Annotated in this window: 18 protein-coding genes; all 18 read right to left on the bottom strand. The window is 72.4% G+C overall.

Features of this window, described 5'->3' with window-relative positions; translation table 11 throughout:
* Positions 1-97: 97 nt before the first annotated feature.
* The 18 genes from fliL to FBY23_RS06630 all read right to left on the bottom strand — a co-directional run bounded on the left by fliL (position 98) and on the right by FBY23_RS06630 (position 14,606).
* Positions 98-535 (bottom strand): flagellar basal body-associated protein FliL, encoded by a 438-nt coding sequence (fliL, locus tag FBY23_RS06545; RefSeq protein ID WP_260805788.1) that lies wholly within the window; start codon positions 533-535, stop codon positions 98-100.
* Complete coding sequence (locus FBY23_RS06550; protein ID WP_141797409.1) at positions 532-1,581, bottom strand: flagellar motor protein MotB; 1,050 nt, start codon at positions 1,579-1,581, stop codon at positions 532-534. The genes fliL and FBY23_RS06550 overlap by 4 nt, the downstream gene beginning before the upstream one ends.
* Positions 1,581-2,351: a motility protein A gene (locus tag FBY23_RS06555; protein WP_260805789.1), complete on the bottom strand. Its 771-nt coding sequence runs from the start codon at positions 2,349-2,351 to the stop codon at positions 1,581-1,583. The genes FBY23_RS06550 and FBY23_RS06555 overlap by 1 nt, the downstream gene beginning before the upstream one ends.
* Complete coding sequence (locus FBY23_RS06560) at positions 2,348-2,620, bottom strand: flagellar FlbD family protein (protein WP_141797410.1); 273 nt, start codon at positions 2,618-2,620, stop codon at positions 2,348-2,350. The genes FBY23_RS06555 and FBY23_RS06560 overlap by 4 nt, the downstream gene beginning before the upstream one ends.
* A gap of 161 nt (positions 2,621-2,781) precedes the next feature.
* Positions 2,782-3,630: a flagellar hook protein FlgE gene (locus tag FBY23_RS06565; protein ID WP_141797411.1), complete on the bottom strand. Its 849-nt coding sequence runs from the start codon at positions 3,628-3,630 to the stop codon at positions 2,782-2,784.
* Positions 3,631-3,650: 20 nt separating this feature from the next.
* Positions 3,651-4,166 (bottom strand): flagellar hook capping FlgD N-terminal domain-containing protein, encoded by a 516-nt coding sequence (locus tag FBY23_RS06570; protein WP_141797412.1) that lies wholly within the window; start codon positions 4,164-4,166, stop codon positions 3,651-3,653.
* Positions 4,167-4,176: 10 nt separating this feature from the next.
* Positions 4,177-5,256, bottom strand: a complete 1,080-nt coding sequence (locus FBY23_RS06575; protein ID WP_141797413.1) for a flagellar hook-length control protein FliK — start codon at positions 5,254-5,256, stop codon at positions 4,177-4,179.
* Positions 5,256-6,197: a transglycosylase SLT domain-containing protein gene (locus FBY23_RS26815; RefSeq protein ID WP_141797414.1), complete on the bottom strand. Its 942-nt coding sequence runs from the start codon at positions 6,195-6,197 to the stop codon at positions 5,256-5,258. Before FBY23_RS26815 ends, FBY23_RS06575 begins: the two co-directional genes overlap by 1 nt.
* Positions 6,194-6,634 carry a flagellar FliJ family protein gene (locus tag FBY23_RS06585; RefSeq protein WP_141797415.1) on the bottom strand — a complete coding sequence of 147 codons (441 nt, stop codon included), beginning with the start codon at positions 6,632-6,634 and terminating at the stop codon, positions 6,194-6,196. The genes FBY23_RS26815 and FBY23_RS06585 overlap by 4 nt, the downstream gene beginning before the upstream one ends.
* Positions 6,631-7,935 carry a FliI/YscN family ATPase gene (locus FBY23_RS06590; protein WP_141797416.1) on the bottom strand — a complete coding sequence of 435 codons (1,305 nt, stop codon included), beginning with the start codon at positions 7,933-7,935 and terminating at the stop codon, positions 6,631-6,633. Before FBY23_RS06590 ends, FBY23_RS06585 begins: the two co-directional genes overlap by 4 nt.
* Positions 7,932-8,696, bottom strand: a complete 765-nt coding sequence (locus FBY23_RS06595; RefSeq protein WP_141797417.1) for a hypothetical protein — start codon at positions 8,694-8,696, stop codon at positions 7,932-7,934. The genes FBY23_RS06590 and FBY23_RS06595 overlap by 4 nt, the downstream gene beginning before the upstream one ends.
* Positions 8,680-9,711 (bottom strand): flagellar motor switch protein FliG, encoded by a 1,032-nt coding sequence (gene fliG, locus FBY23_RS06600; protein WP_260805791.1) that lies wholly within the window; start codon positions 9,709-9,711, stop codon positions 8,680-8,682. Before fliG ends, FBY23_RS06595 begins: the two co-directional genes overlap by 17 nt.
* Positions 9,708-11,300, bottom strand: a complete 1,593-nt coding sequence (gene fliF, locus FBY23_RS06605) for a flagellar basal-body MS-ring/collar protein FliF (RefSeq protein WP_141797418.1) — start codon at positions 11,298-11,300, stop codon at positions 9,708-9,710. The genes fliG and fliF overlap by 4 nt, the downstream gene beginning before the upstream one ends.
* A gap of 7 nt (positions 11,301-11,307) precedes the next feature.
* Entirely contained in the window at positions 11,308-11,634 is a 327-nt protein-coding gene (locus FBY23_RS06610; RefSeq protein WP_141797419.1) for a flagellar hook-basal body complex protein FliE, read from the bottom strand.
* Positions 11,634-12,026, bottom strand: coding sequence for a flagellar basal body rod protein FlgC (locus tag FBY23_RS06615; protein ID WP_141797420.1), 393 nt, complete (start codon positions 12,024-12,026; stop codon positions 11,634-11,636). The genes FBY23_RS06610 and FBY23_RS06615 overlap by 1 nt, the downstream gene beginning before the upstream one ends.
* Positions 12,026-12,388 (bottom strand): flagellar basal body rod protein FlgB, encoded by a 363-nt coding sequence (gene flgB / locus FBY23_RS06620; RefSeq protein ID WP_141797421.1) that lies wholly within the window; start codon positions 12,386-12,388, stop codon positions 12,026-12,028. The genes FBY23_RS06615 and flgB overlap by 1 nt, the downstream gene beginning before the upstream one ends.
* Positions 12,389-12,541: 153 nt before the next feature.
* Positions 12,542-13,468, bottom strand: a complete 927-nt coding sequence (locus FBY23_RS06625) for an oxygenase MpaB family protein (RefSeq protein WP_222117759.1) — start codon at positions 13,466-13,468, stop codon at positions 12,542-12,544.
* 115 nt (positions 13,469-13,583) lie between these two features.
* Positions 13,584-14,606 carry an Ig-like domain-containing protein gene (locus FBY23_RS06630; protein ID WP_141797422.1) on the bottom strand — a complete coding sequence of 341 codons (1,023 nt, stop codon included), beginning with the start codon at positions 14,604-14,606 and terminating at the stop codon, positions 13,584-13,586.
* Positions 14,607-14,645 lie beyond the last annotated feature (39 nt).

The following is a 14,645-nucleotide window of genomic DNA, read 5'->3' on the forward strand; positions in this document are numbered from 1 at the left end:
CGGGGCCGTCTGCCCCTCGAACCGTTCGATCGAACGGTCCGGGGGACTCCGACCGGCTCCGAGTCCCTCTATCCGTTCGATCGAACGGATAGAGGGATCATTGGGTGACGTACTCGGTGAAGTACACCTCCATCACCTCGTGGTCGTAGCGCTCCTTGAGCCGGTCGAGCAGCTGCTTGCGCAGGGCCTCGCGGACGTCGGGCTTGTTGACCTCGCCGACCGGGAGGCCGCTGAACACGGTGATGGCGGCGTCGAGCGCCTTGCTGCCGTCGGCCTCCTTGGTGCCCTCGGTCAGCTGGAGCGCCATGCCGAGGCGCAGGTAGTGGCCGCCGGCGAGGTTCACCTGGATCGCCTCGAGCGAGACGACCTCGCCCGGCTTGGGCGCGGTCTCGCCGCTCGGCTTGAGGACGAAGAACCAGGCGCCGCCGCCGAGCAGGGCCAGGACGAGGACGGCGATGCCGATCATGCGGCCCTTGCCGCCCTTGGCGGCCGCGTTCTCCGCGGCGGCCGCGGGCGGGTTCATGGTCGTGGTCACGGTTGGTCCTCCCTGCTGTCGGTGCTGCTGTCGGTGCTGTCCTTGGTGCGGATCGGTACACCTGCGGCGGCCGGCTCGGAGCCGGTGCCGTCGCCGGCGGGGTCGACGGGCAGTCCGTCGAGGCCGGCCTCGCGGCGCAGCTCGGCGTACGCCTCACCCATCAGGGCCCGGGTCTCGGCCGGCTGCTGGCTGAGCACCAGGATGTCGACGCGCTTGTTGACCCGCTGCGAGCCCCGCCGGGCCGGGTCGACCAGGGGCTTGGTGTGCCCGAAGCCGGTGGCGCGCAGCCGGCGCGCCGGGATGGCGTGGCTGTCCTCGAGCCGGTGCAGCACATTGGCGGCCCGGGCCAGCGACAGCTCCCAGTCGGAGGGGTAGTACCGCGGCTTCACCGGCTCCTGGTTGGTGTGCCCGTCGAGCTCGATCGGCTCGGTCAGCTCGGCCAGCACCGGTGCGATGGTGTCCACGACGCGGCGGCCGCGCTCGGTCAGCTCGGCCATGTCGGGCTCGAAGACGACGTGCTGGGAGACCAGGCTGACGACCAGGCCACGCTCGTCGATGGTGGCGCGGACGTCGTCGCGCAGCCCCTGGTCGCGCAGCGCCTTGTCGATCCTCTTCCAGACCTTCAGCAGCCGGTCGACCTCGGCACGGGCGGCACCCTGGGTGCGCTCGTTCCTGAGCCGGTCCGACTCCTGCAGGAGCTTCGTGACGGTCTCGCGCTGGGCCTCGGGGACCTGCGCCATCAGCATCTCGTACGACGCCTCGCCCGGGTCGTTCGCGCCCTTGGCGTTGCTGACCGGGCTGGCGCCGTTGAGGATCGACTGCTCGCGGCCGAAGCCGATCGCGAGCCCCTCCTTGAGCTGCTCGTACTTCTTCTCGTCGACGGTCGACATCGCGAACATCACGATGAACAGCACCATCAGCAGGGTCACCATGTCGGCGTAGGTCACCAGCCAGCGCTCGTGCCCGCCGCCGTGCTCGTCGTGCTCCTCCTCGTGGTGGCGCCGGCGGGGCGGCCCGGCGCCCTTGCCCGCCTTGCCGGCCGACATCAGGCGGCCTCGCGCTCGACGGTGCCGGTGGGCAGCAGGGAGCGCAGCTTCTCCGCGACCAGGCGCGGGTTGGCGCCGGCCTGGATGGCGGCGACGCCCTCGATGGCGACCTCCATCCGTGCGCACTCCAGCTCGCCGAGCCGCTTGAGCCGGCTCGAGATCGGCAGCCAGATCACGTTGGCGGACATGACGCCCCACAGGGTGGCGACGAAGGCGCCGGCGATCAGGTGTCCGAGCTCGTCGGGCGTGGCCAGGTTCTCCAGCACGTGCACCAGGCCCATGACGGTGCCGATGATGCCGATGGTCGGCGCGTAGGCGCCGGCGTCGCCGAAGAACTTGGCGGACTGCTTGTCGTCGCGCTTCTTGGCGCGCAGCTCGGCCTCGAGGATGTCGCGCACGTCCTCGGGGTCGGTGCCGTCGATCGCCATCGTGACGCCCTTGACCAGGAACGGGTCGTCGATCTCGCGCAGGCTGTCCTCGAGGGCCAGCAGGCCCTCCCGGCGGGCCCGCTCGGCGAGCGAGACGACCTGCGGCACCAGCGCCTCGGCCGGCTCGACCGAGCCGGTGAACGCACGCTTCATGTCCGTGATCGCGGTCTTGGCGTCGCTCATCGTGCCGCCCGCGACGGTGACCATGATCGTCGTGCCCAGCACCAGCAGCATCGGCGGCAGCAGCAGCAGGCTCATCGGGTTGCCGCCCTCGAGCACGTTGGCCGCGACGATGATCACCAGGCCGACGACGATGCCGACCGGGGTTGCGATGTCCTTCACGGGGTCACTCCTCGCGGGGGTACGGCGGCCAGTCGGCCCTGGCGCGTACGTACCGGCGCGACCGAGGACGCGTCGGGCAGCGCCGCGCGCGCCACGATGGCCGCGCGGTAGTCGATGACGGCGTCGCGCACCTCGTCGAGGGACTCGGCCACGATGTACTTGGTGCCGTCGACCAGGGTCACCACGGTGTCCGGGGTGCAGTCGACGCGCTCGATCAGGTCGGCGTTCAGCAGGAACGTCGTCCCCGAGAGTCGGGTCAGCGAGATCACCGCGGCACCTCCGTGTGCGTGGCTGTGGCAATGCTTGGGAAGGAGTGCCGTCCGTGGCGCTCCGCAGGTCTGATCGGCCGGTTGCGATAGTCCCTGACCAAAAGCACCGGTTTCTCGCGGGTCGCGGTGCTTTTGAGCAGGGACTATCCCGGCGGGGCCGGTCAGCGCTTGATGTTGACGAGCTCCTCGAGCACCTGGTCGCTGGTGGTGATCACCCGCGAGCTGGCCTGGAAGCCGCGCTGGGCGAGGATCAGGTTGGTGAACTCGGCCGACAGGTCGACGTTCGACATCTCCAGCGCACCGGCCATGATCTGGCCGCGCTGGCCCTGGCCGGCGACGCCGAGCTGCACGGCGCCGGAGTTGGCGGACTCGCGGAAGGCGGTGTCGCCGATCTTCTCCAGGCCCATCGGGTTGGTGAAGTCCGCGACGGCCAGCTGGCAGATGTCGCGCTGCACGCCGTCGGAGAAGACGCCGCGGACCTTGCCGTCGGCGCCGATCGAGTACGACGTCAGCTCGACGCCGGCCGGCAGCGAGCCGTTGATCATGTTCAGGTCGACGTCGACCGCGCCGCCGGTGGGCGCACCGGTGGCGTCGAGGGCGTAGCCCTGGACCCGCATCCCGCTGGGCGCCACGAGGACACCGCTCTGGTCGAAGGTGAACGCGCCGGCGCGGGTGTAGACGTTCTCGGCGCCGTCGCGCAGCACGAAGAACCCGTCGCCCTGCAGCATCACGTCGGTCGGCCGCCCGGTCAGCTGCGCGGAGCCCTGGCCGAAGTTGGCCATGGTCGCGGCGAGCTGGACGCCGAGGCCGATCTGGATCGGGTTGGTGCCGCCGCGCTCGGTGTTGCCGCCCGAGGCGGCGGTGAGCATCTGGCTGAGGGTGTCGGAGAAGACGGTGGTGCTGGACTTGAACCCGGTGGTGTTGGCGTTGGCGATGTTGTTGCCGGTGACGTCGAGCATGGTCTGGTTGACGCGGAGGCCGGAGATGCCGGCGAAGAGCGAGCGAAGCATGGTGGTTCTCCTTCTGCGGGTCAGGCGGGTCGGGCGGTGGTGGACGGGGTGCCGCTGGGCGGCACGTAGGTGCCACCACCGCTGGTGGTGGGCGCCTGGATCGTGGGTGCGGTGCCGACGCTGATGACGTCGGTGACGGCGACGGACTTGCCGTCGACGCTGAGGACCGGGCCGGTGTTGAGGTACGTCGTGCCCTGCACGACTCCGGACTGCTCGGCGCCGGTGGCGTCGTACCACCGCACGGTCTGGCCGATCAGTGAGCTCGCGCCGAACGCCAGCTGGGTGCTCAGCATCATCGCGGTCTGGTCGGCGACGTCCTGCATCTTCTCCAGGGCGGTGAACTGCGCCGTCTGGGCGAGGAACTGCGAGGAGTCGGTGGGGTTGAGCGGGTCCTGGTACTTCATCTGGGCGACCATCAGCTGCAGGAACATGTCCTTGTCGGCGGTCTTCGAGGTCCCGGTCGTGCCGGTGGCGCCCGTGGCCGCCGTACCGGTCACGCCGTAGCCGCCGATGCCTTCGGTGCTGGAGACGGACATGTCTTGCTCCTCACAGGGTCCGGTCGAGCTGACCGGCGGGGGTGGTGGTCGGGGGTGGCACGAGCAGCGGCTCGGGTGCGTCGCGCCGGTGCCGGCGCTGGTCGGTGTCGTCCGAGGAGCGGTTCCAGGCCCGGGCGCCGTCGCGGCCGGCGTCGGCCGAGACCGTGCTGCCGCTCGTCTGGCTGGTGGCGGCGACAGGGGCACTCGGCGCGGTGGGCTGGGGTGCGGCGGGGCTGAACGGGTCGCGGACCAGCACCCGGGCCTCGGTGGCGCCGGAGCGCTCGAGGAGCCGCTGCAGCTCGGGTACGCCGGAGCTCAGCGCGCGGTGCACCGCGGCGCTGCCTGCGGGGTCGTCGGCGTTGCCGGCCAGGCGGACCTGCACCGCCCCGTCCTTGACCACCAGCGTCACCCGCACCTCGCCGAGCTGCTCGGGCTGGAGGGTCAGGGTGATCCGGTGCGTGCCGGGCCGGTCGGTGGGAGTGGTCGCGACCAGGCGGGTGACCTCGGGGAAGACCTGCTGGACCACGGCCCGATCGACGGTGGGGCGGGCGCCGGTCAGCACCGGCGGGGCCACGACGGTGGGGCCGCTGACGGTCGCGTCGGGGGCCGGGGAGTTTGCCGGGGTTGCCGGTGTTGCCGGGGCGGCGGGCTCGAGGCGCGGCTGGGCCGGGTCCTTCGGCGCAGGTGCGGTGGCGTCGTCGTCGGTGGTCGGCGCGGACAGCGCCGTGACCGGGGCTTTCGCCGCCGCCGCGGGCGCGGTCGGCGTGGCCGGCTGCTCCGGCTGCTCCGGCTGCTCCGGCTGCTCCGACTGCGCCGCGGCCGGCTCGGGAGCCGGGGACGCGTTCGGCACTACCGGCGCGACCACGGGCGTGATCACCGCGCCGACGAGCGGGGCGGCGGCCGATGCGGCGGCGACCGGAGCCGTCGGAACCGGGACCGGCGCGACCGGCAACGGCACCGTCGCGAGCAGTGCCGCGGCGAGCGCGTCGCCGAAGACCACACCCGCGTCGCCGGACTGATCGGTGGCGGCGGGAGCGCCGTCGGTGGGGACCGGGGCCGGGAGGCCCGGCAGGAACGGAGTGATGCTCATCAGCTCACCATCGCCATCACGTTGCGGACGTAGTTCTGCGTCTCCTTGTAGGGCGGGATGCCGCCGTAGCGGGAGACGGCGCCGGCTCCGGCGTTGTACGCCGCCAGCGCGAGGTCGGTGCGCCCGAACTTGTCGAGCAGCGAGCGCAGCAGCCGCGCGCCGCCGTCGATCGCCTGCGCGGGGTCGAACGGGTTGGTGACGCCGAGGCCCTTGGCGGTGCCGGGCATCAGCTGCATCAGGCCCTGCGCGCCAGCGGGGCTGACGGCCTTCGCGTCGAAGCCGGACTCCTGCTTCGCGACGGCGGCGATCAGGTTGCCGGGGACGCCCGTGCGGGCCGCGGCGGCGTTGATCAGGTCGGCGTACGGCGTCCCGGAGGCCGCGCGGGTGGCGACCGGTGCCGCGGCCGAGGCGCCGGTGGCACCGCTGCCGGGCTGGATGATCCGGCGGATGACGTCGGGCGTGGACGGGACGTCGACGACGCGGATGTCGAGGCCGGTGCGCGGGGCCTCGATCATCTTGCCGCCGCCGATGTAGATGGCGATGTGGTCGACGCCGTTGTTGCGGCTGGAGTTGTCCCACGCGATCAGGTCGCCGGGCTGGGCCTCGGCCATGCTGGCGACCGGCGTGCCGGCCTTCGCCTGCTGGTTGGACACCCGCGGCAGGTCGTAGCCGAGGTTCTTGTAGACGACCTGGACCAGGCCGGAGCAGTCCATGCCCTTGGTCGGGTCGGTGCCGCCCCAGACGTAGGGGAGGCCGAGGTACTTGCGCGCCTCGGCGACCACGGCGTCCCCGCTCACGGAGCCGGAGGTGGCCGTGCCGTCGACGCGCGCGGACAGCTCGGTCGCGAAGCCGCCGCCGGTGCTGGTGGTCCGCACGGTCGCGAACTGTGCGAGCCGGGCCTGGATCTCGCTGATCCGGGCGGTGACGTTGTCGATGCTCATCGCTCTCCTCGCGCCCAGCGCTGGGCGGCCAGGTCGTCGGCGTCGCGGGCGGCGCGCCGCTCGGCCTCGGTACGACGGCGCGCGGCCCGGCGCTCGAGGAGGTGCTCGACCGCGGCCAGGCGGGCGCGGTCGCTGCCCCAGCGGGCGCGGGCGTCGGCGGTGACGACCTCGGCGGTCGCGACCCGGTCGCGGGTCTCGCCGACCAGGATGCCGGCGTGCGCCATGTGGGTGCGGGCGGCGACCAGCGCGGACACCGTGGTGGTGGCCGGGACCGGCGCGGAGGCGATGGTCGACTCGAGTGAGGCGAGCCGGCCGACGAGGGCGGCCTCCTCGGCGAGGACCCGCTGCAGGCCGATCCGGCTGTCGGTCTCGCGGACCTCGCGGACCCGGGCGACGGCGGCGAGACCGCGGTCCTCGCGGTGCACGCGGCGGCTCATGGTGCCACCACCGTGGCCAGCCGGTCCCACGCCTCGGCGCGGGGCGTGACGTCGTCCATGGACTGGCGCAGGAACTCCTCGATCAGGGGCAGCCGGGCCAGCGCCGCGTCGGCGTCGGCGTCCGCCCCGGCGACGTACGCCCCGATCTCGACGAGCTCGCGGACCGAGCGGTGCGCGGCGAGCATCCGCCGCAGCCGGCCCGCGTCCTGCTGCTGGTCCGGAGTCGTGACGGCGCGGTGCACGCGGGAGATCGACTCGAGCACGTCGATGGCGGGGAAGTGGCCGGCGGTGGCGAGGTCGCGGGAGAGCACGACGTGGCCGTCGAGGATCGAGCGGGCGGTGTCGCCGATCGGGTCCTGGAGGTCGTCACCCTCGACCAGGACGGTGTAGATGCCGGTGATCGAGCCGGTCGCCGAGGTACCGGCCCGCTCGAGGAGGCGTGGCAGCAGGCCGAAGACGCTGGGCGGGTAGCCGCGGGTGGCGGGGGGCTCGCCGGCGGACAGGCCGATCTCGCGCTGGGCCATGGCGACTCGGGTGAGCGAGTCCATCATGAGGACGACGTCGCGGCCGGCGTCGCGGAACCACTCGGCGATCCGGGTGGCGGTGAACGCAGCGCGCAGCCGCTCGACGGCGGGGGCGTCGGAGGTCGCGACCACGACGACCGAGCGGGCCAGGCCCTCGGGGCCGAGGTCGCCGTCGATGAACTCGCGGACCTCGCGGCCGCGCTCGCCGACCAACGCGATCACGTTGACGGCGGCGTCGGTGCCGCGGGCGATCATCGAGAGCAGCGACGACTTGCCGACGCCGGAGCCGGCCATGATGCCGATCCGCTGGCCGCGCCCGAGCGGGACCAGGGCGTCGAGGGCGCGGACACCGGTGCCGAGCGGTTCGGTGATCCGCGGCCGGCTCAGGGCATCGGGGGTGGCGTGCTCGGTCGACACCGTCTCCAGTTCGAGCAGGGGACCGCCGTCGACCGGGCGGCCGAGGCCGTCGACGACCCGACCGAGCAGGGACTCGCCGACCTGGATCCGCAGCGGGCCGCCGGTCGCGCGGACCAGGTCGCCGGCGCGGACACCGGTCGTCGTACCGAGGGGCAGGCAGATGGCGCTGCCGGGACGCAGGGCGGCGACCTCGGCGAGCAGCGGGCCGGCTGTCGTACGGACCTCGAGCAGGTCGCCGACGGCGGCGTCGGGCAGGCCGCGCACCTCGAGGTGCAGGCCGACCAGCTCGGCCACGGTGCCGAGGTGCAGGGGAGCGGCGGCCGCGAGCAGGCGGGCGCGGACGGCGGTGTCGACGCTCATGCCAACACCTCGCGGACCCGGTCCATCGCCTCGCCGACCCGCAGGTCGACGACGGAGCCGTCGACGCCCTCCACCAGGGCGTCGATCGGGCCGAGCGTGGGGTCGGCGACGACCTCCAGGCCGCGGCCGGTCAGCTCCTGCGCGGCGGGCGACGTAGCGGTCGACGGGTGCAGCCGGACCCGGCCCACCGGGCCCGGCGGCAGCACCTGCAGCACCCGGGCGACGACGTCGACCGGCTCCAGGCGGGCGACCTGGCTGCCGACCAGCGTGCTGGTCAGCGACCACGCGAGGTCGGCCGCTTGGTCCTCGACAGCGCGGGCCAGGTCGTCGAGCAGCCCCCGGACCTGCTCGGCGGCCCGGCCCAGCGCGTCGAGCGCCGCGCGGTGCTCGGCCTCGCGGCGCGCCTCGGCCGCCGCCTGGACGGCGGCACGCTCGGCCTCCTCGACCGCCGCCTGCTCGGCAGCGGTACGACGGCCCTCGGCCCAGCCGACGGCGTACCCCTGGGCGCGGGCGGCGTCCCGGGCCTCCGCGGCGATCCCGTCGAGCAGCGACTCGGTGACCCGGTCGCCGAGGACGCTGTCGCTGCCGAGGCGGGTCCAGGTACCGACCCGCAGCTCGGGCAGCTCCAGCTCGGCGTGGCGCTCAGATTTCGAGACACGCGGTTCCGTCCTCGTCCCTCGGACGGACGCGCCCTCAATCTCTTCGGCCGACGCGCCAAGCTCGCGAGCTCGCTCGCCGCTGGCCTCAGACGACGAACTCATCGTCGTTCCCTCGCCGGACCATGATCTGGCCCTGCTCCTCGAGCTGGCGGATGGTGCGGATGACACCCTGCTGGGCCTCCTCGACCTGGGCCAGCCGGACGGCGCCGAGCAGCTCGACCTCGTCGAGCAGGTTCTCGGCCGCGCGCTCGGACAGGTTCGCGGTGATCTTGCTGCGGACCGCGTCGCTGACGCCCTTGAGAGCCAGCGCGAGCTCGGCGGTGTCGACCTGGCGCAGCACCTGCTGCACCGAGCGGTCGTCGAGGCCGGTGATGTCCTCGAACATGAACATCCGGCTCTTGACCTCGTCGGCCAGCGCCGGGTCGAGACCCTCGAGGCCCTCGACGATCTGCCGCTCGGTCGGCCGGTCGGACCGGTTGATGATGTTGACCAGCGGGTCCACGCCGCCGACTCGCGAGACCTCGGTGGGCTGCAGCATCGAGGAGAGCTTGCGCTCCAGCACGGCCTCCACGGTGCGCACGATCTCCGGCGAGGTGCGGTCCATGACCGCGATCCGGTGCGCGACCACGGCCTGCTGGTGCGCGGGCAGGCCGCTGAGCAGCAGGGACGCCTTGTCGGCGGCCATGTGCGCGAGGACCAGCGCGATCACCTGCGGGTGCTCGTCGGCGATGAAGCTGCGCAGCTGAGCGGGATCTGCGCGGTGCAGGAACTGGAAGGGCATCTGGACGGCGGCCGCGTGCAGCCGCTCCATGATCTCCTTGGCCCGCTCGGGACCCAGCGACTGCTCGAGCAGCTGCTGGGCGAACCCGAAGCCGCCCTGCGTGACGTGGGCGTGCGCGGTCGCCAGGTTGTGGAACTCCTCGAGCACCTGCGAGGTCTCGCTCGCCGACACCGCGTCGAGACGGGCGATCTCGCCGGAGATCGCCTCGACCTCGGCGTCGCTGAGGTGGGACATCACCTGCGCCGCGCGCTCCTTGCCCATCTGGATGAGCAGCACCGCGGCCTTGCGGACGCCCATCGAGACCAGGGTGGGGCCGGACGTGGTCATGAGTGTCATGGCCGCGGCTCCACGAGCCAGCCTCGGAGCAGGGCGGCGACGTCGTCGGGCTGCCGGTCGACGAGGGCGATGAGCTCGTCGCGCATCGACTCCTCCTCGTCCTTCTCGGACGACTCGAGCGCGGCCAGGGCCGGAGCCTCGAGCTGGGCGGTGCGGCTGGCCGCGTCGGTGCGCAGCTGCTCGACGAGGTAGGCCCGGGCGTCGTCGCGGACCTTGGCCCGGCGCCGGGCCTGCAACCAGGCCAGCAGGATCATCAGCAGGATTCCGCCGGCGATCCCGATGTTGCGCAGCAGGCTGTTGCGCCGTGCCGTGGCGTCGGCGGCCTTGGCCGCCTTGAGCTCGGCAGCGGCGGACTTCTCCGCGCTGCGGTCGAAGGCCATCGTGGTGACGTCGATCGTGTCGCCGCGCTGGGCGTTGATGCCGACCGCGTTGCTGATCAGGTCCTTGACCACCTGCGGCTGGACGGCCGCGGCGGCGGTCGCGTCGAGGACCGCCCCGATGTGCAGGGTGTTGATCGAGCCCGGCGCCTTCTCGCGGTGCTCGACGGTCTGGTCGAGCGCGTTGTCGCGGGTCTTCGAGCTGTTCTTGTACGACGAGTCGCCGGTGCCCGTCGTCGTCGGGTCCATCTGCCCGTCGGGGCCGACCACGCCACCGGCCGGGGCGTTGGCGCCGCTGGCCGGGCCGGCGTACGTCTCGTTGGTCGAGGACTCCGACAGCGGCGGGATGTTCTCCTTGGCGCCGTACGTCCGGCTGTCGGTGACCGCCTTGTCGAAGTCGAGGTCGGCAGTGACCGTGACCGTGGAGTTGCCGGGACCGAGCACGCGGTCGAGCACGGCCTGGATGTCGGTCTGCATCGAGTCCTGGAAGGCCTCGACCTGCTTGGTGCGCGCGGAGGCCGCGCTGACGCCGCCGTCGGCGCTGTCGTCGGTGGTGAGCAGCTTGCCGCTCGCGTCGGTCAGGGTGACGTTCTTCGGCTCGAGGCCGTCGATGCTGGACGCGACCAGGTGCACGATCGCCTGGACCTGTCCGTCGTCGAGCGAGGTGCCCGGCTCGGTGTCGATGAGGACCGAGGCGGTCGGCGGGTCCTGCTCGTCGGTGAAGACCTGCTTCTCCGGGATGGCGAGGTGCACGACCGCGGTGTCGACGCCGTGGATGGCCTCGACGGTCTTGGAGAGCTCACCCTCCATGGCGCGCTTGAAGTTGGTCTGCTCCTGCGACTCCGAGGTCGACAGGCTCTGCTTGTCGAGCAGGCTGTAGCCGCCGTCGGTGCTCGCCGGGAGGCCCTTGCCGGACAGGGTGATCCGGGTGCTGTACACGTCGGAGCGCGGCACCATGATCGTGCCGCCGCCACCGGCGATCTTGTACGGCACGCCCTGGGAGTCGAGCTCCTCGATCACGGCGCTCGCGTCGGTGCCGGAGAGGTTGGAGTACAGCGGGGCGTAGCTGGGGGTCGACACCCAGCGGAACACCATGAAGACGGCGATCAGCAGGGCCGCCGTACCGATGACGGCGACGGCCTTCTGCCCGGCCGTGAAGCCACCGAAGGTGTCGCGGGCGCGCGTGAGGTAGCGGGTGAGTCGCTGTTGCATCGTGTCCTCAGACCTGCATCCGCATGATCTCGTTGAAGGCCTCGACCGCGCGGTTGCGCAGCGAGACCGTCAGCTGGCTGGCGACCGACGCCTCGCTGGCCGCGATCGTGTAGTCGTGGATGTTCTCGAGCTTGCCGGTGGCGGCCTGGACCGCCAGGCCGTCGGCCTTGTCGGTCAGGCCCTCGAGCCGGTCGAGGCCGTCGAGGACCAGCGAGCCGAACTCGGTGTCGGGCCCGGTCGAGGGCGCGACCTTGTCGGCCGTCGTGGGCGCCGCGATCGGGCCGAGCGCGCCGGCGCTCGACACCGAGGGGAACTGCAGGGGAGTGATGTCCATCAGCGCGCACCGATCTGGAGGGCCGCGCCGTAGGTGTCCTGGGCGGTCTTCGTGACCTGCACCGACGCCTGGTAGCCGCGCTGCGCCATCACCAGCTGGCTCATCTGCGCCGCCATGTCGATGTCGGGGAGCCGGACGTAGCCGTCCTCGTCCGCGAGCGGGTGCCCCGGCGAGTGGACCATCCGGCCCTCGGGGTCGCCCTCGGCGAAGCCCGCGACGTCGACCCCGCCGTCGGAGCGCGGGTCGAAGACGACGTACGTCGCCTGGAAGGCGTCCTCGCTGGTCCGCTTGACGGTGTTGGCGTTGGCGATGTTGCCGGCCAGGGCGTCGAGCCAGACCTGGTGCGCGCCGAGCGCGGTGTTCGCGATCCGCAGCGTGTCGAAGGCCCCCATCAGGCCGCACCCCCGGCCATCATGTTCAGGCGCGAGTCGCGGTCGCTGATCGCCCGGCCCATGATCTGGTACTGGTACTGCGTCTGGATGGCGGCGATCGACTCCTTGCGGAGGTCGACGTTGTTGTCGTTGGCACCGACCGGGGTGTCTGTGGCCGAGACGGTCGCGGTGAGGTCGCTCGTCGTGGCGCGGCCGTGCTCGATCGCGCTGGTGAGCGCGGACTCGAACTCGACGCTGCGGGCACGGAAGCCAGGGGTGTCGACGTTGGCGATGTTGTCGGCGATCACCTGCTGCCGCTGGGACAGCCCGTTGATCGCGGAGTGCAACACGAAGCCGACGGCGTCGGACGCTGCGAAGGACACGGTCGATCTCCTGGAGATGCACCGGTCCCGTCAGGGGTCGGTGCGAGAAGTCGGTGCCGGTCCGTCGGCGAGGGTGAGCAATCCGTCGCTCACCGTGCCTGATCGGTGCGGCTCGCTCCGACCTGAGTCCCCGGGGCTGGGACTAGGTCCTGACTATCTCGACCGATCGACCTGTCGCACGCGGGCCGGCCACCGCCGGCCGCCGCCGTCGCGGACCATCAGGTCGGACACCCGCAGCCGGCCGAGGACCTTCAAGCCGAGCCTCCGCCTGATCCGGAAGTCGGCGACGTAGAGGCGGTAGACCATCCGCAGCACCACCCGGTTGCCCAGCCGGTCGGCCCAGCGCAGTGCGGTCAGGGCGCGCTCGAACCTCCTCTGGTCCCGGGGCGTCCACGACCAGCCCATGAGCTCGCGGAAGTACGGCGGCAGGTTGCCGCGCGTCATGAAGTGGTACGCCGGCCCGAAGGCCTGCGAGAGGAGCCGTCCCGGCAGCCCCCAGGCCTCGCCCAGGAACCCGAGGTCGGCCAGCGACTCGAAGTCGCGGCGTACCTCGTCGGAGATCGCCATCCGCGGCAGCATGCTCGCCCAGTAGTCCTCGAAGGCCGCCCAGTCCGCCGGCCAGCGCTCCGGGCGGACGTTGACGCCGGTGGCCAGGGGAGCGGCTGCCCGGACGAGGGTGTCCAGCTCGGTGCGGCTGAGGTCGCCGTACAGCAGGACGTGCTGGTCGACGAAGAACCGGAACAGGCAGGCCGCCACCCACAGCTGCAGGTCGGCGGCGTTGGCGTTGTAGGCGACCGGGCTGTGCTCGCCGGAGCGCACGTGCCGGTGCACCTGCGCGACCGCCGCCCGCATGGCGGCGCGGTCCTCGTCGTTGCCCGCCACCGCGAGGGCGAGGTACTGACCCGTCGTCCGTGCCCGCTTGACCGGGTAGCGCCGCGGGCTCCCCGACACCACCCGGCTCTCGCTCACGCCTTCGCCCACCGGCGGCAGCGCCAGCTGCTGGATGATGTTGGCGACCCCGCTCGTCGTACCGAGGCTGGAGACGGTGCCGAGCAGCGTCGTGGGAGCGGTTCGGGGCACGGCGGGTCCTCGAGTATCTGTCAACAGTTGTGTTCAGATGGGTCGGACGCAAGGTAGTCCCATGCAAAGGGCCGGGTCAAGACGTTCTCGACCCGGCCCGACGCTCTCGTGCGGACTACTTCAGGCGGAGCTTCCTCACCGCCGACGTCGAGGGCTGCACGCCCGGCGAGCCGGCGTACTGCGCCACCAGGCGGTGCTTGCCCTTGCCGAGCTTGGCGACCTTCAACGTGAGGACGCCGTGGTGGCCGGCGCTCAGCGTGCCCCGGGCGACGATCCGGCCCTTGCGGGCGAGGTCGCGCACGACGACCTCGCCGGTGGGTGCGGCGCTCGCCTGGACGGTGACCGTCGCCTTCCCCTTCTTGCGGGCCGAGACCTTGAACGTCGCGCTGGTGCTCGACGTGGCCTTCGCGATGGCGCCGCCACCGCCGCCGGCCCCGCCGCCGGTGTCCGTGCCCGCCGCGAACAGCGGGACGTACGGCGTCACGAAGTTCTTGTCGCCGCCGTGGCCGGCCACCTGGAACGCGACCTGCAGGTGGTCGCCCGAGGTGGCGACCGGGCACGCCGCGATGCCGGCGGTCCGCTCGTAGCAGCTCGGCGCGGGCGTGGCCGTGCCCTTCAGGGCGCGCTTGGCCACCACCGGCACCTGGAACTCGAAGATCTGGCCGCGCTTGAGGGTGATCGCCTGGCCGTTCACCGACGCGATCGCGATGCCGTTGTTCGGGCCCCGCGTCAGCTCGACCGGGTCGGTCGAGAAGGTCGGGGTCGGGTCGTCGATGGCGTTGATGCCCCACTTCACGGGCTCGTCGGGGTAGCCGAACGCGGTCTCGTCGAACACCAGCTCCGGTACGACGGTCACGCCGCTGCTGCACGGCAGCCCGACCAGGCCGACGTACCCGTGCAGCAGGAACGGCTCGCCCACCTTCGGCACCTCGCCGGTCGGCGACCACCACCCGGTGTTCGCGGTGACGCCGGTCGACGGCTGGCCGGTCCAGCAGTCGAGGATCGTGTCGGACTGACTGCTGCCGTCCTGCCACTCGCTGCTCGCGTGGGCCGGGGCCGCGAACGCCAGCAGGGAGGCGGTGAGGAGGCCTGCGCCGAGGGTGAACAGGGACTTTCGCTTGCGGTTCTGGGGGTTCATGGCGGGGACGCTAGGAGGCCCGCCGTCCCGGCCCGGAGG

It is taken from the genome of Nocardioides sp. SLBN-35 (genome assembly GCF_006715725.1).
Taxonomy (GTDB): domain Bacteria; phylum Actinomycetota; class Actinomycetes; order Propionibacteriales; family Nocardioidaceae; genus Nocardioides.

Excerpts from the sequence above, each read along its gene's own strand:
- FBY23_RS06550 (WP_141797409.1), bottom strand. The coding sequence starts at position 1,581 with ATGTCGGCCGGCAAGGCGGGCAAGGGCGCCGGGCCGCCCCGCCGGCGC.
- FBY23_RS06565 (WP_141797411.1), bottom strand. The coding sequence starts at position 3,630 with ATGCTTCGCTCGCTCTTCGCCGGCATCTCCGGCCTCCGCGTCAACCAG.
- FBY23_RS06570 (WP_141797412.1), bottom strand. The coding sequence starts at position 4,166 with ATGTCCGTCTCCAGCACCGAAGGCATCGGCGGCTACGGCGTGACCGGT.
- FBY23_RS06575 (WP_141797413.1), bottom strand. The coding sequence starts at position 5,256 with ATGAGCATCACTCCGTTCCTGCCGGGCCTCCCGGCCCCGGTCCCCACC.
- FBY23_RS26815 (WP_141797414.1), bottom strand. The coding sequence starts at position 6,197 with ATGAGCATCGACAACGTCACCGCCCGGATCAGCGAGATCCAGGCCCGG.
- FBY23_RS06585 (WP_141797415.1), bottom strand. The coding sequence starts at position 6,634 with ATGAGCCGCCGCGTGCACCGCGAGGACCGCGGTCTCGCCGCCGTCGCC.
- FBY23_RS06590 (WP_141797416.1), bottom strand. The coding sequence starts at position 7,935 with ATGAGCGTCGACACCGCCGTCCGCGCCCGCCTGCTCGCGGCCGCCGCT.
- FBY23_RS06595 (WP_141797417.1), bottom strand. The coding sequence starts at position 8,696 with ATGAGTTCGTCGTCTGAGGCCAGCGGCGAGCGAGCTCGCGAGCTTGGC.
- fliG (WP_260805791.1), bottom strand. The coding sequence starts at position 9,711 with ATGACACTCATGACCACGTCCGGCCCCACCCTGGTCTCGATGGGCGTC.
- fliF (WP_141797418.1), bottom strand. The coding sequence starts at position 11,300 with ATGCAACAGCGACTCACCCGCTACCTCACGCGCGCCCGCGACACCTTC.
- FBY23_RS06610 (WP_141797419.1), bottom strand. The coding sequence starts at position 11,634 with ATGGACATCACTCCCCTGCAGTTCCCCTCGGTGTCGAGCGCCGGCGCG.
- FBY23_RS06615 (WP_141797420.1), bottom strand. The coding sequence starts at position 12,026 with ATGGGGGCCTTCGACACGCTGCGGATCGCGAACACCGCGCTCGGCGCG.
- FBY23_RS06630 (WP_141797422.1), bottom strand. The coding sequence starts at position 14,606 with ATGAACCCCCAGAACCGCAAGCGAAAGTCCCTGTTCACCCTCGGCGCA.